Source organism: Flammeovirgaceae bacterium SG7u.111, from assembly GCA_034044135.1.
Taxonomy (GTDB): Bacteria; Bacteroidota; Bacteroidia; order Cytophagales; family Flammeovirgaceae.
This window is the reverse complement of sequence record CP139021.1, coordinates 5,156,890-5,172,620: the sequence shown is the minus strand read 5'-3', so window position 1 is coordinate 5,172,620 and position 15,731 is coordinate 5,156,890. Positions and strand designations below refer to the sequence as shown.

At 41.3% G+C, this 15,731-nt stretch carries 9 protein-coding genes; 1 reads left to right on the top strand and 8 read right to left on the bottom strand.

Annotated features, from left to right (window positions below):
* Positions 1 to 16: 16 nt before the first annotated feature.
* From R9C00_20025 to R9C00_20015, 3 genes are all read right to left on the bottom strand, one after another.
* Positions 17 to 3,154: a hypothetical protein gene (locus tag R9C00_20025; GenBank protein WPO33989.1), complete on the bottom strand. Its 3,138-nt coding sequence runs from the start codon at positions 3,152 to 3,154 to the stop codon at positions 17 to 19.
* Between the two features lie 95 nt (positions 3,155 to 3,249).
* Positions 3,250 to 4,188, bottom strand: a complete 939-nt coding sequence (locus tag R9C00_20020; GenBank protein ID WPO33988.1) for a type IX secretion system membrane protein PorP/SprF — start codon at positions 4,186 to 4,188, stop codon at positions 3,250 to 3,252.
* Between the two features lie 8 nt (positions 4,189 to 4,196).
* Positions 4,197 to 9,278, bottom strand: a complete 5,082-nt coding sequence (locus R9C00_20015; GenBank protein ID WPO33987.1) for an Ig-like domain-containing protein — start codon at positions 9,276 to 9,278, stop codon at positions 4,197 to 4,199.
* 450 nt (positions 9,279 to 9,728) lie between these two features.
* On the opposite strand from R9C00_20015, the gene R9C00_20010 reads away from it, so the two are divergent.
* On the top strand, positions 9,729 to 10,052 hold the full coding sequence (locus R9C00_20010) for a hypothetical protein (protein WPO33986.1): 324 nt from the start codon (positions 9,729 to 9,731) through the stop codon (positions 10,050 to 10,052).
* Between the two features lie 11 nt (positions 10,053 to 10,063).
* Here R9C00_20010 and R9C00_20005 read toward each other — a convergent pair whose 3' ends face one another.
* The 5 genes from R9C00_20005 to R9C00_19985 form a co-directional block, all read right to left on the bottom strand.
* Complete coding sequence (locus R9C00_20005) at positions 10,064 to 10,438, bottom strand: hypothetical protein (GenBank protein WPO33985.1); 375 nt, start codon at positions 10,436 to 10,438, stop codon at positions 10,064 to 10,066.
* A 369-nt stretch (positions 10,439 to 10,807) separates the two neighbouring features.
* A complete protein-coding gene (locus R9C00_20000; protein WPO33984.1) occupies positions 10,808 to 11,863 on the bottom strand; it encodes a response regulator in 1,056 nt (351 codons plus the stop codon).
* Positions 11,864 to 11,942: 79 nt separating this feature from the next.
* Positions 11,943 to 13,559 (bottom strand): ATP-binding protein, encoded by a 1,617-nt coding sequence (locus tag R9C00_19995; protein ID WPO33983.1) that lies wholly within the window; start codon positions 13,557 to 13,559, stop codon positions 11,943 to 11,945.
* 82 nt (positions 13,560 to 13,641) lie between these two features.
* Positions 13,642 to 14,094, bottom strand: coding sequence for a response regulator (locus R9C00_19990; GenBank protein ID WPO33982.1), 453 nt, complete (start codon positions 14,092 to 14,094; stop codon positions 13,642 to 13,644).
* Between the two features lie 81 nt (positions 14,095 to 14,175).
* The gene (locus tag R9C00_19985) at positions 14,176 to 15,690 is read right to left on the bottom strand and encodes a PAS domain S-box protein (protein WPO33981.1); all 1,515 of its coding nucleotides are present in this window, start codon (positions 15,688 to 15,690) and stop codon (positions 14,176 to 14,178) included.
* Between the last annotated feature and the right edge of the window lie 41 nt (positions 15,691 to 15,731).

Sequence of the window (15,731 nt, the reverse complement as noted above, 5' to 3'; positions counted from 1 at the left end):
GATTTTGTACTAATAGTTATTTCTTGTTGCCTTTTGCTTCGGCGGTACTTGGCTTAATGTAGTGCAACATAGAATCGGAGCAGTTGCAGTCCATTACATACCCATCCCTGCCTCTGTATACAAATTTGAATTCAGTACGTCGGTTATAATCATTTTTACAGTTGTCGTACGTACTTTCTAGGTCAACGGGATATTCGTATTCGTAAGCACACCTTTTTATTCTCGATGGTTTTAAGTCATTTTCGAGCAAGAAAGATGTAGCCTTTGCATTTCTTCTGTTTGAAAGAGCTAGGTTGTCATAGATGCGGTGGTTCTCATTATTGAGAGGGCAAGCGTCTGTATGAGAGCTCATTTTCAAGTCCAAATCGGGAAAGCGTTTCATGATTTCCGTGATTTTGGCTAGCTCGGTTTCTGGTTTCACCAATTTGTTTTCAAATACTGGTCTATTTGGGAAACGCGGATCTGGTACGGCAAAATTGTAGCGGATATTTCGGATAATAGTTACCTTCTCCACATCAATCTTTTTGTCGTATAATAAATCTTTTAGGCGTTTGATTCTTTCAGGATTTTCCATGCTATCAACCTCAAAAGGTGAATTTAAGTTGATAAATAGGTTAGAGCCTGAAGGCTTGATTTCTGCCAAAAAGTTGATGCCATCTTGATAGAAAAGTTCATAAAGCTCACCTTGGCCTATTCCTTCGCCTAAGCTGAATGGCTCGCTGTCAAAAGTAACAAATATTTGCTGCTCACTTTTGATGTTTGCTAAAACGATCAGCTCTGCTTTTGGTCTTTTTTCCAAGCAAATCATTGCTCTGATAATTCCATCTTTAGGGATTTTTTCGATGTAGGTATTTGTGAAAACCGAATCGGGTAAATACCCTTCCGCTTCTGCTACAATCTTGAAATCTTCGTTCAACCTAAAATTCAGGAATAAATTTTTGCCATACTGGTTCGTTGGTTTGGCTTCGTAAAATGGCTCGTCTTTGTAGTAGGTGCTATTCACGTCACTGTGGAGCATGATAGATGCATCTACGAGCGGTTCTCCGGTTCTTTTGTCACAAACGAATACTTCTAGCTTTGCTATCTTGAACTTATAGATGTTATCATTATTAGTGTATTTTCCATCTATAATGGCACTATCCCTGTCCGAAGTAAAGAAGCCATACGTTTCATTTTCATTGAGGATCAAGCCAAAATCGTCTTTCTTGGAGTTGAGCGAATAGGCCATGTTCACCGTATCGGCAAGGTTCAGAGGTTCGGTAAATGAACCTCTAAGCTTAAATGATTTGTAGATATCAAGCCCGCCCATACTCCCAGATCTGTTGGAAGAAAAGTAGAGTGATTCTGACCCAGTATTATTTGTATGTAAAAAAGGGAATACTTCATTTCCATTCGAATTGATCGGTTGATCTAAATTAATTGGGTTCTTCCATGTTTTAGATCCTTCATCCCATTGAGCTACATAAATATCGGAGTTGCCCATGCTTCCGGGTACAGGTGCGTCGGATGAAAAATATAATTTATCACCTTTTTTATTGAATGAAGGGTGGCCTGTGTTGTATTTTGGACTATTGAGTATATCGGAATTTTCGCCTGAAAAGCGGAGGGGTGACGTCTGCCACGCACTATCAGCTTCATTCCACTCAGCTAGAAATAGTCTTAACGTGTTCAGCTTGTATTTCTCTCCTGGGGCACTTTTTTTAAGGTATTTGAGTGAATCATAAGCGTTGCCAGTAAAGATTAGTTTGTGAGGGTCGTTTGGGTAAAAAGTCATAGGACCTTCGTTGTACTGCAATTCCCTCTCTATAGCAAAAAAGCGCTCTGGCACGCCTGCAACACTATCAGCAGGGGCTAAATTCAAATTATTTCCTGCTCGTTCAGGATCACTTCCTCCTGGCGAATAAGTGCTTTTTGTTTCTCTTATGTACTCATCGGTCCAGACAAACATTCCTCCAAAGTCTTCTTCCATCAATTTGACTTTGTACAGGTCTGAAACTTTTCTTACCTCATTATTTACCTTGTCTTTTTTCTCGTTATTAGGGTCGCGGTCAGACACAAAAATGATAGAACTATCCTTAGCGTGGAAGGCAGGGCTAAATTCGTGGTTAGGCGTGTTGATATATCCTCCCAATTTTTTGACATAGTAGGTATTTCTTATCGCCTTGTATTCCTTGGTGATATCATCGTTTGCTAACACAACGGAGATGTTATCAAAAAAGCTTCTTGCCTCGGCGTATTTCCCCCTGCCGTTGAGCAAGGCTTGTGCGAAGCGTAAGATATCGAGTTTTGTAGGCTCATTGTCATCTGCAATATGCTGACCTGCCTGAAGGTCAAGGCACTCATCAGTTCGCGAACGAATTACGATGTCCCCTTCAAGGCTATTTACATCTTCAGGGGTGATAATTCTGCTGTACCAGTCAATTGCTCTTTGTACATCTCTCAAAAACCAGTAACAACGGGCTATTTGTAAGTCACATCCTTTCGCTTTTTCCAAATCAGCGTCGTGTTTAATGAGCATATATACTTTTGCCGCCAAGGCATATTCACCTTCTTTGCAGTAAAGGCTATCTGCTATTGTTTCAAGGTTTTGTGGCTCGTATATTTTATAAACATATTTTTTTGCTGCCGCGAAGTTGCCCAATTCTATGTAGCACCCAGCAAGCCTTTCATTCATAAAAGTAGTTGGATAAACTATGTCGTTTTTATCACAAATTGCAATAGCCTTTTTGAGAAATCTACCTGCTGGTTGAAATTCTCTTATATCCATCAGGCCTCTGCCTATTCTAGTATAGTTTCTTGCTTGTTCGCTTAGTATTTCCGACTCGGGTATACCTTCTCCGTATTTCTTTTGGATTTTTATGCCTTTGTCGAAATAAACAGCTGCTGCCTGAAACTGTTCTTTGGTAGTTTCATCATTGCTCAGCAATTGCTCAGCCATTCTATCGTAACTCGCTACTAGGTGTTCATAGGCGTGATCTTTTTCAGAAGGCTGTTTTAAAAGCTTTTTGTAGAGGTCTGCTGCTTGCTTAAAAGCTTTAGCTTCAAATAGACTATCGGCTTCTTGGCGCAAGTTTACATCTTGAGCAAGAGCAGGGCTTAATAGGAAGCCTATTAACCCAACACAAACCATTAAGCGTATAAAGTATATCTTCATTTCAGTTCAAAATTGCTGATGAGAAGGCTATCCTCTGAAGGATGCCCTATTTTATCTTCTTCTTTATTTGGTAACAAATTCTATCCCTTTTGGTATTAGAAATACCTTGGGGTCAACAATATATTTTTATCGAAACTAAATCTGTAATTGAGTACAAATTCATGTGAACCGTACTGAACTTGGCTGAGCTCGGTAGTGGTTACAAAATCATACGAATAGCCGAAGCTAAGTTTCGGTGAAATATTGTATTGCATAATAAGTGCCAGAGCATCGAGTGAACGGTACGACAGCCCTACACCGAAAATATCTTTGTAATACATATTGGCATTCAGGTCAAGCTGAACAGGTGCCCCTTCTACAGCCTTCACCAATACATTTGGTTTTAGCTTAAGCGTTTCTGAAAGGGTGAACACATAGCCAGAGTATAAGAAATAATGTTTTTTGATATTTTCTATTGAAATACCTTCCGATGAAGTACTGCCAGTATTGAGGATAGATGGTACAGAAAGTCCAGCAAAAAACTTATCACTATAGTAGTATACCCCAGCTCCTACATCGGGTGTAACTTCAGAAACAACTTGTGCCCCTCCGTATACAAAATCGTTGGGGTTTTGAACTGTCAACTTTGAGTAATCAGTGCGGTAGTTGATCAAACCAGTTTTTACCCCGAAAGATAACTTGCCGAAGCCTAGCGGTATTTGGTAAGCAAATGCCGTGGCAACTGAAACCCTATTGGTAGCGCCGATCTGGTCATGAATAATATTGAGTCCTCCTGCTAGTCCGGTACCTTTGCCTAAAGGACTGTGGATAGTAAAGGTTTCGGTGGTAGGCGAGCCTTCTAGCCCTGTCCATTGCCTTCTTGCCAAAGCCGAAAGGCTAACGGCTTCGTGACTGCCCACATAAGCAGGGTTGATACTTACGCCATTGAACATGTATTGAGAATACATGGGCTCTTGCTGGGCAAAAGCTTGTGTACCAATTAATGTCAATAAAGCTGCTAGTAGGGTAGTTAAATTTATCTTCAGTAGTTTCATTGTTGTTGTTATTTAGTTTTTACAACTATAAATGTCTCAGCAGTTTCTATCAGTTTTCCAGTTTGGTCATACAATAAGAAGAAGTATGTTCCGTCTGGCACTACATCAGTTCCTGCGCTTATGCCAGTGTTTTTGTTGGTTTCACCTTTCCAAGTGATGGCATATGAGTAATTTGGATCATTTCCGCCTCTGGCTTCAAATACCAAGTTGCCCCACCTGTTGAAGATCTGTACCTTATAACCTGGTGTTACACAGTCTATTTGCCAGAAGTCGTTCACCCCATCATTATTTGGTGAGAACATGGTAAATATTTCTGGTTGAATATTGATCTGTACCGTAGCTGTATCACATTTTCCACAGTCATTGCATACTTCGTACACAAATTGATCTCCTGAGAATCCTGTCCCGACATTAGTAGGAGTATAAACAAAGTCTCCGTTGTTTTCGAATTCTACCGTACCGAACTGTGGCTCTTCCACTACGCTGAATATATGGCTTCCACATGCTATTGAAAGCTCATCATTAAGCGCCACATTCTCAGTGAGTGATTCTATGCTACAATCGGTTACTGTATATTCGTCATCGTTTGCTATTGGGTCTGTACAAGCTGGATCACAACCAGTTTCACATTCTACGGTTATATAAACCGTTGCCGTGTCGCAAGATGCTTCGCAAAGACTTGTAGCTTCTGTACAAACTATATAGCTAAACATGTCTTCACCAGTATAATCCGCTTCGGCAGTGTATTGGTAAACTCCGTTTGCATTCATTGTGATAGTGCCGTGCTCAGGGCCGTCAAGCGTTGTCGCATTATATGTTGCAGTAACGCCGCTCGGGATAAGGTCATTGGCACTTACATCAATTGAAATTTCAACTCCACAAGAAGCCGAAGCAACCGTGTCGTCCACAGCAACTACTTCTTCGCATTCTATTATGTTGCAAGGCAATACAGTGATGGTTACCATAGCTGTATCGCAGAGCGTAGCACAAGTATCGTTACTGGTACATACTCTGTAAGAGAAGGTGTCTTCTCCTTCAAATCCACTTTCAGGGATGTATGAATATGTACTGTTTGACATCAACGAAACCGAGCCGTGCTGTGGCAATACCACAGGTAGCGTATCGTAAACAAGGTCGATGCCGTTGGGGCTGAAGTCATTCGCCGCAACATCAATGAAGAACGGCTCTCCACAGTTTTGCCCCGAAGCGGTATCGGCTTCGGCAACTGGTGGTAGGCAGTTTTCCGTGTCGCAGCTTACATTGATATAAACCGTAGCCGTATCGCAAGACGATTCACATAATCCAGCAGCTTCAGTGCAAACGATATAGCTAAACTTATCCTCTCCACTAAAGTTCTCTGTGGCTGTGTAGGTATAAATACCATTGTCAGTCATTATAAGTGTACCGAACTTAGGTCCGTCAAGTGTGATGTCGCTGTAAATAGGCCTAATTCCCTTTGGAATAGAATCATTTGTGGTTACATCAATTACAACTTCCACTCCACAAGTAGCAGAAGAAACACTGTCGTCCATAGCTATCACTTCTTCGCACTCTTCAATGTCGTCACAAGGCAATACGGTGATAGTTACCGTGGCCGTGTCGCAAAGTGTAGCGCAAGTATCGTTGCTGGTGCAAACTCTATAAGAGAACGAGTCTTCGCCCTCAAACCCAGCTTCAGGAAGATAAGAGTATGTTCCATTGGCCATCAAGCTAACCGAGCCGTGTTCTGGCAATACCACAGGTAGCGTATCGTAAACAAGGTCGATGCCGTTGGGGCTGAAATCATTCGCGGCAACATCAATGAAGAACGGCTCTCCACAGTTTTGCCCCGAAGTGGTATCGGCTTCGGCAACTGGTGGTAGGCAGTTTTCCGTGCCGCAGCTTACATTGATATAAACCGTAGCCGTATCGCAAGTAGCTTCACAAGTATCAGTAGCTTCTGTGCAAACCACATAACTGAACTTATCTTCCCCGTCGTATTCCTTATCAGGAGTATAGTTGTAAATACCATTGACCGTCATGGAGATAGTGCCGTGCTCAGGTCCATTGAGGGTGACATCGCTATAAATTGCTATGACACCTTCTGGGATAGAATCGTTAGCGGTTGCATCAATTACTATTACTTCGCCGCAGATTGCATTTGCCAACGTGTCGTCTATGGCTATCACTTCCTTACAAACTGGAGGAGCTAGGTCACAGCTTTCTACTTCTACAAATACATAAGCAGTATCGCATTGAGTGCCGCATTTTGTATCTACTGTACAAACTCGGTAAGCGAACGAGTCCAAACCTACGGTGATGAAATCTGGGGTGTAGGTAAATGTACCGTTGCTGCTCATTTTCACACTACCAAAAGCAGGGTTTTGAACCAGTACGGAGTCATAAACAAGCTCTTCTCCGCTAGGGCTTTCATCATTTGCCGAAACATCAATATTTATGAAAGGGTCGCAAACAAGTGCAGAAGCTGAATCTGCATTGGCAGTCGGTGGCACACAATCCACAGGGCATTCCAAGACGGTAATCGCAACCGAAGCGGTGTCGCACATAGTCCCACATTTATCATCGGTAGTACAAACCCGGTACGAGAAAGTATCTTCTCCCAAGAAGCCGTTTTCAGGCATGTAGGCATAAATTCCATTTTCTTTCAATACAACCGAACCGTGCTGTGCTTCAATTACAAGTGCAGAATCGTAAACAAGATCCAGCCCGTTCGAGCTAGAGTCGTTCTGTGCCACGTCGATCAAAATCGGTTCTCCACAGAAAGCGGCTGACAAGGTATCCGCACCGGCGGTCGGCGGCACGCAATCCGCGGGACATTCCAGCACGTTGATGGTGACAGAAGCGGTATCGCACATCATTCCGCAAGTGTCGCCGGTAGTGCATACCCTGTAGGAGAAAGAGTCTTCACCCAAGAACCCGTTTTCAGGCATGTAGGCATAAATTCCATTTTCTTTGTAAGCGACCGTTCCGTGCTGAGCCTCGATCACCAAGGTAGAATCGTAAACAAGGTCAAGCCCATTCGAGCTAGAGTCGTTCTGCGCCACATCGATCAGTATCGGCTCGCCACAGAAAGCGGCTGACAACGTATCTGCACCGGCTGTAGGAGGGAGGCACTCTTCACCATCACATGTAACGTCAATTCTTACCATTGCAGAATCAGTAGTTCCACAAGGATCAGCTATAACATATTGAAAGCTATCAATTCCTACAAATCCATTGTTGTAGTACACAAAAGAACCGTCTTCGTTGAAAGTTAGGTCTCCGCTTATTTCATCTTTATCAGTTGCGAGTGAGAATACAGAAACAGTACTGTCTGGGTCATAGTCATTGTCCCCAACATTTCCTGCTATAGAATCAGCAGGGCAAATAATAGTGTAGCTATCATCTACGGCAACTGGCACTCTATTAATTGTATCCGATTCCATATCAGGACTAACTACCAACAAATTGCCATTTTGTAGTTCTGCTAGTTTTACCTCTTTTTCAATGATCAATCGACCATTAGGGTCGTTCAATAGATCAGGGTAAGAAACGCGCACAAAAAACTTGTCTTTGTAACCATTTGGCAAGCCGAAATGCACGAGAGGAGGTCCTTGAGTACCATGGCCATTTCCACCGTTTAGCTCTCTCAATCCGCTTACTACATTTCCGCAGTAATCGAGAATAACAGCATTTGCACCATGGGCTAATCTAGCTCCCTCTGCGTTTTCAAAAGTTGGGTTGCCGATGTTTCCATCAGTATCCCTATTTTCCAAAACCTTAACTATTATAAAATCATTTCCTTTTTCAGTTGTGTTCAGATCGTTGATCCACAATTGGTTTTCGAGTCCATTAAGATTTACATACAAATCAAGGTCGCCATCTTCATCTACATCCGTGAAAAGAGCGCCTTCTGCATCACCATTGACATCTATTCCGTTATTTGACTGTACAAATTTGATTGGTCCTCCAGCTTCAGTTTCATTTATCATTAAGAAGCTGCTACCTTGGTCATCGGCCAAGAAAATATCAATATCACCATCGTGGTCAATATCTCCACCTGCCAAACCATCGATGTTATCTAGGTTTGTGTTAGAAGGAAATGCGCCAGGAACAAGAACAAAGTCTCCGTTGGCGTCAAGTTCATATATCTCTGTCGTTTTTGAAGCAGTCCAGATCAGGTCAAAGTCGTTGTCATTGTCCAAGTCGTAAAAAGAAACCGCGCCCTTGTTTTCATTGCTAGCATTCTGAATGTCATACTTCTGCATGAAATTCCCAGGGTTTTCTGGGTTGTTTATGTAGAGGTCAACAGCGTTTCTACCGTTCTTTCTGGCCAACATATCAATATATCCATCATTATTGATATCGGTTACGGTTGCATAATCACCATCGTAATAAGTGAAAGACGGGTCAGTACCGCCACCTAAAGGCAATCCAATGCTAGTTGGGAGAACATGAACAAAAAGATTATCGCCACTTTTTGCACCTATGGTTGTGTTTTCATATATCTCTACGCCCCAGTTGTGGTTTTCTATGAAAAGGTCTAAGTCACCATCATTATCGTAATCCAATGCGCCAATACCTTCTGTGTTCATACCTCCAGGAATTTTGAAGGGATGATCAGAAGGGTCGTTTATATCGGCTGTGTACAACACAAAATTGGGTAATTGGCTTGGGAGCCGACCAAAAGTATAACCAGCACCAGGTCCGTTATTGAGGTATACTTCTACTCTAAAAGCAGAGTTCCTTACAAAATCGTAGTATCCATCATTGTTGAAATCTACGATGACCAACGAGCGTTCCAAGGCAGTGCTGCCCTCTAGCACATCTGCCAATATACCTTTTGCATGTGTACTTGTTACATCAATATACTTTCCCGAAGCAGGTTCAAAGAAGTAAACCCTACTGCGTTTCTGACCATCGTAAGTATTTACTATGAGGTCAAGGTGTTCATCTCCATTAAGATAGCCAAATGAGAACCCGCCATCCTTAGCCCCGGCAAGGTTGATGTTATAGTCAGCTGCACGTTCAGTGAACTGCTGAGAAATGCTTTGTTCGGTTATCGCAAGGGATAGAAAACCTACAAGAAGTAGTCGAAGTGTTATCTTCATAGCTATTTAATTCAATTACCTTAGTTTTTTAGGCTTAATTAGTTTGTGGCTTAATTCATTTCGTTTTTAAGAAGTTTGCCTAAGCCATTAATTATTTTTCCTGTTTCCCTCCAGAATGAAGGCAAGGAGCGTGAGTATGAGTTTGTTAGCTTTCGCCTAAGTAAGATAATTTAAGGAAATGTAATTTTTAGTTGGTTTTTTGTTGAATTGACCTGTGTTTTTGTACACGGGATTTTATTCAAGATTAAAAGTACATGTTTGGTTTTTAATCTAAAAATCGCTTAATACTAATTAACAAGATACTTTTTTGCTGTTCATAAGTTAAAAAACTGTTTCATGTAAGTATTGTCGTTTTATTGTACGTTTGTAAGGTTGGTTTCTTTTAGTTTATTGCACTGTAGTTACCACTTATTAACAAAGTAAACCGTCGTCGGTACAAACTCTATTAAAATGAAGGTTAGGATATCAGAAAATTTTTTGAATGTACGCTTGCAAGAGAATGAAATTATAGCTCTTGGAAATGGGGAAGTATTAGAGGTCAAACTGTTTTTCCCCGGAGCGTCTTTTTTGTTTTTTAGGTTGTTGTTGGAAAAACAAGATGTAAAACTGAAAGCATCTTTCAAAAATGGTATTGTGGAAATAAGTATGTCTGAAACAGAATGGAAAGCTTGGCAGCAAGCTGGCGAGATAGGGGTGGAGTACGTTCAGGAAGGCGGTGAAAAAGAGATAAGGATATTGGCGGAAAAGGACTTGAAAAAAAGGAGGAAACAGTAAAAGTGCTTTCGCTATAAGAGAGAACGAGCCTCTGCTTTGTAAGCATCAAATTGATTTTTGTTGCGCTGGATGGCGGTCGCTAGCTTTTTATGCTTTTGGAAATAATTACTCTGGAGAGCCATTGCGTGGTGCTTAGAGTAGCGCCTGAGTGCATACCGAAAGTTAATGATGTCTGTAACGAGGTTCTCAAAAAGCATGTGTAGGCCTACAAGGTTGTTTTGAGCATCGGACAACTTTTTGCAAATGGGCAACTCCTCATTGTCGTCTATTTTTTCAGCAAGCTCGGTGATCAAGTCAGAGATTTCTTCCTTAATAGTGTTGATATCCTCTAACCAGAGGTTGTGGTTTTGTTCTAGTTCATCTATATAATTGTTTTGCGCCATCATTCCGCTAGGTTACAAGGTGTTTTTATTTTGAGTGGACTCAAAGAAGTTTGATTGTATTACCAAAGTATAGTGGTTCAAAAGTTGGTTTATAGAGTAAAAAATACCTTTGGCAAGACTTGTCTTCTCTTTAAAAATACTTAATTGTTTTGTAAAATTTTAAAAATACTTTAGATCACTAAACGATTTGGTACTCAAAACTATTTTTGTTTGTGAATTTCTCACTCAGTGATCTGTTTTACAAACAAGAGGAAACAAAAAACAGAAGCTTTCCTCAATAAGGACAAACTTCTGTTTTTGATGAGTTTGAACAAAGGATATATTACAAAATGCACCAAGTATTGGGTTAGGAAATCAGCAAATTGCCAAGTGTTATGAACGTATGCGGTTAAGCCCCGCATCGTTGATAATCGTAATTTTCTTGCCTTTTATTTCTATCAATTTCTCCTCTTTAAAATCCGATAGGGTCCTGATGACAGACTCGATGGCTGTACCCACAATACCTGCAAGGTTTTCCCTTGTAATATTGATTGTCCCCTCTTTATTGTCCTCATCCAAACGGCTTTTGAGCATGAGCAATGCTTCGGCAACACGCTGCCTTACAGAGCTGTAGGCTAATGTCAAAAGTTGCTCTTCCTTTTCTTTCAAGTTGTTAGAGAGCATTTTTATAAACTTATTGGATACGTCCTTGTTGTTGAAGATCAGCGAAGTGAAATCTTCTTTAGGGATGATGCAAATTTCAGATTCTTCGAGCACCATGGCGGATTCGTTGTGTGTAGAACCTTCAAGCTGGGCCATATACCCTATAAAGTCGCCCTCTTTGTAGAGACCAGTGATGTAATCTTTTCCATCGCTGTTGGTCTTGTAAGTCTTTACCTTACCGCGGTTTACAAAATACACCGCATTGGCAATGTCTCCCTCCAGGTAAATGTTTGTTTTATTCTTATAAATCCTTGTTTTGCGGTCTTTCGAAAGGTTCTGAAGGTCTTCTAGACCTCGGGCTTTGTTGAGGAAATCGTCCAGGCCATCTACACTTCTATTAAACTCGGCATGAAACATAGCTCCTTTTTTAAGGCGCATCTCCACAGCATCAAGCAGTTCTATATCGTCAAATGGCTTGGTGAGGTAATCGTCTGCCCCAAGGTTCATCCCTTTCCTGAAATCATCTTTTTCGGACTTGGCTGTAAGGAAAATGAAAGGAATAGTATTGGTATTAGGGTTTTTGCTGAGGATGTGAAGCACGCCATAACCATCTAATTCTGGCATCATTATATCGCAAATGATGAGGTGAGGATGCTCGCTTTGGGCAATCGCTACGCCAACTTTACCATTTTCAGCAGCCAATACTTCATAGTTGGCTAGTTCTAATATTTCAGAGATGTTTTCCCTAACGTCAGTGTTATCTTCAATAATGAGGATTTTTTTCATTTGTCTTTTTGTTTAATCGAGTTTGTGACGGCCTTCCCGCGCAGTTATCATTCATTATTTCCCTTAGAAAAGCCACCTGTCAGCTTCCAAGCTCTAAGGGAAAAGTAATCGTAACAGTAGTACCTACGTTTAATTTACTGTAAAAATCAATATTTCCATTCATAAGATCGACATATCTTTTCACAATATTTAGCCCTAGACCTGTTCCCTGGATGTTTGTTGTGTTTTTTGCTCTAAAAAAGCGCTCAAATAAGTGAACTTGTTCTTGTTCAGGTATGCCTATTCCATGATCTATGATCTTTATAGCAAATGTTTCTTCGGTAAAATGAAGTTCAAGTTCTACATCTTTACCGTTGGGTGAATATTTCACCGCATTCGACATAAGGTTGATCAGAATATTTTTGATCAATTGCTTGTCCAGAAAGACTGAAGTGGGTTCGCCAAATGAATTGAGCAATATATTTTGTTCACTTAGGGTAGAAAGTGAAAGCTCTTCCACTACCGATTCGGTATGGGCAACAGGGTCGAAGTATTCGGGGTGTACCATTACCTTGCCTTCTTCTAACTTGCCTAGCGATAGGAAGTCGTTGAGCAGACGGTTGAGGTGGTTTACATTAGATTTTATCCTGTTTACGTGCTTTAACCTTTTGCCCTGATCACTGGTGTTTTCATACCTGGATATAAGGGAAGAAGATGAAAGAATAGTGCTGAGAGGTGTGCGGAACTCGTGCGAAGCCATGGTTACAAACCTCGATTTCAGCTCATTCAATTCCTTTTCTTTTTCCAGCATCTTTATCATTTCCTCCTCCGCTTTTTTCCTTTCGGTAATATTTTCGGCTACTACCAGTATTTGGCTAATCTCATCGGTAGTGCCTGGAAGTGGGGTGGCATGGAACACATATTGTCTGCCCCAAAGAGCTACATCGAAGTTGACTATCTCGCCAGAAAATACACGTAGGTACTGGGAGGCTACGAAGCTGGCAGCTTCCACATCTTCAAAAATATCTGCTACCGTTTTGCCTACTATATCTTTGGAAGACATGTTGATCTCGCTGAGCTCTTTCCCATCTACAAACACGAATCGAAGGTTTCTGTCCAGCACATTAATGGTGCCGTTGGGGAAATTATGAGCGATGGTGCTATAAAGGTTTTGGCTTTCGCGAAGCGCTTCTTCGGCAATTTTTCGAACCCGTATCTGGTCTTGGAGGTTGTGGTTGCTGTTTTCCAGCTTTTCCACCGTTTCGGCTAGTTCCAAGGTTCTTTCTTTTACCCGTTTTTCCAGCTCACTGTTGAGCATCCTGATTTCGGCCATGTTGCTATGATGGGCATAGCTGTATCGAATAGAACGCTCGAGTTCCGAAGAACTAAAATTTCCTTTTACTAAAAAATCCACTGCCCCTGCATGGAGGGCTTTTTCATCCGTATCGGTATCGCCTTGGCCGGTGAGCAAAATAAATGGGGGAAGGTCGGAAAAAGTAGCATTTGCTTCGCTAATGAGTGAAAGCCCATCACGCGTACCAAGGCGGTAATCTACTAAATAGATATCATGCTCTTTTTTTCCAATTTGCTCTAGCGCCTCTTCGTAAGTAGGCACCCAATCTAACTGGTAATCTTTTCGGGGAATTTCTTCCAACAAATCTTCGGTGATAAGGAAATCTTCCTCATCGTCGTCTATCAATAATATTTTCTTAATCATCCAACCAGTCGCTCAACATTATTTACTATAAAGGGAATGCTAAATATACATACTCTTTAATTGTTAGGGAAATGAGGATTTCCTAGCTATTGGGAAGTTCCACTATTTCCGACCAATACTTTCCCAATGTATGCATGATTTCAACCAGGCCATCGAACGTAACTGGTTTCGTAATGAAAGAGCTTACGCCCATGTCGTAGGTTTTTAACACATCCTCTTCTGCACTCGAGGTAGTTAAGATCACTACAGGGATTTTGCGGAGAGCGGGGTCTTCTTTTATTTCTTTAAGAGCTTCCCTACCATCTTTTTTAGGCATATTAAGGTCTAATAGCACCAAGCTAGGAGTAGGGTGTTTTTCTTTGTCTTCATAATTACCCTCGTTGCGTAGGTACTGAATAAGTTCCTCTCCATCTTCCACAAAATGCATGATGTTGCTAATGTTGCTCTCTTCAAGGGCATCTTTAGCAAGCATTCTATCTTCAGGATCGTCATCAGCATATAAGATAGAGATGACATTTGGGTTTTCAGTTGTCATATTCAAAATTTGAGGTGTTGAGGTTAATTTTATTATAGATAGTTATTCGGTTTCTACAAATATAATCTCTAGAAACGATACTTAGTTTGCATTTTTTTCGCTAGCATGTTCGGCAAGGATAACAATGAATGTTGATCCTTCACCTGAAGTACTATGGGCAGTAATGTTGCCTCCGTGCCTAATGGCAATCTTCTTGCAAATGGATAATCCGATGCCCGAACCTTCGTACTGTCTGCCTGCTATCCGCTGGAATATATTAAAGATACGGTCTAGGTACTTTTCATCAAACCCAATTCCATTATCTCTCACATGGATTTCTATTTTATCTTCAGTACTATCTGTTGGTTGTTTTAGTTCAATTGTTATTACGGGGTCTTCTCCGTCTTTTTTAAATTTAATAGCATTAGAAATCAGGTTTTGGAAAAGCTGGCGGAGTTGCGTGGGGTCGCCTTCTATTTTTGGTAGTGAATCTATGGTGATAGTAACTTTATTTCTTTCTATAGAATGTTCCAAATCGCTTAACACCTCTTCCAATATATGGTTGAGATCTACAGTCTCGAAAGCTTTCATTTTAGTGGAAACCCTCGAAAGAGTGAGCAAGTCGTTGATTAGCTTCTGCATTCGGGATGCCGAGCTAAGCATCCTGTTGAGGTAGTCTTGCCCCTTTTCCGTTAAGTTTTCAGCTTCTTTTCTTTTTATCCTATCCCCAAATGTCTGGATTTTTCGGAGCGGCTCTTGGAGGTCGTGCGAAGAGATATAAGCAAAATCTTCCAGTTCACGGTTGCTTCGTTCTAGTTGGATGGTGTAGTCCCTTAGTTTGGCCCTGCTCTTCTTGAGGGCTTCTTCTGCTAGTTTCCGAGTGGTTATCACCTCGTTGAACATGATAAGCCCGCCAATCTGGCCATTAGCATCGCGCCATGGGTGTACTTCCCAGCGGAGCCAGTCTATAGTGCCGTCACTCCGGTGGATTTTATCCTCTTCGCAGCGAATAATTTCTCCTTTAAGGCATTTTTCATAGACAGTATCCCAGTTTTTTTGGTAGTCTGGAAATACTTCGGGGTGGGAGAGACCTACGAGGTCTTTTTGTTCAAACTTATACTCTTCTATCCACCGATCGCTCACCAATAAATATTTGAGGTCGCAATCCGTCATGGCAATAGCCGCTGGAGAGTTTGTCATATAGTAGCGAAGTTGTTCCTCGCTTTGTAGAAGCTGTTTCTCCGCCTTTTTTCGTTCAGTAATATTGATTAGAAAGGCAATGACCAACATCTCGTCCCCAATCCTAGAATAGCTCAAGCTAACTTCTACAGGGAATTCCGAATTATCTTTTCTTTTGGCATAAAGGTCAAGACCTTTTCCCATGGAACGAGGCTTGGGCTTTTCATAAAACCCTTCTCGGTAATGATGGTGGTTTGCTAAAAAACGGCTGGGTATTAGGTCTTCTATTTTTTTGCCCACTAGCTCACCTCGGTCGTAGGCAAACATTTTTTCACTTTTAGGATTGGCTTTTACTATTTCGCCCTTGTTATCCGAAATAATGATGCCCTCGGCGGAGGATTCGAAGATTGCCCGTAATATGATTTGCTCGCTTAACATTTATAGTATATTGGTGGACTTTTGTGTAAGTTAAAAAAATA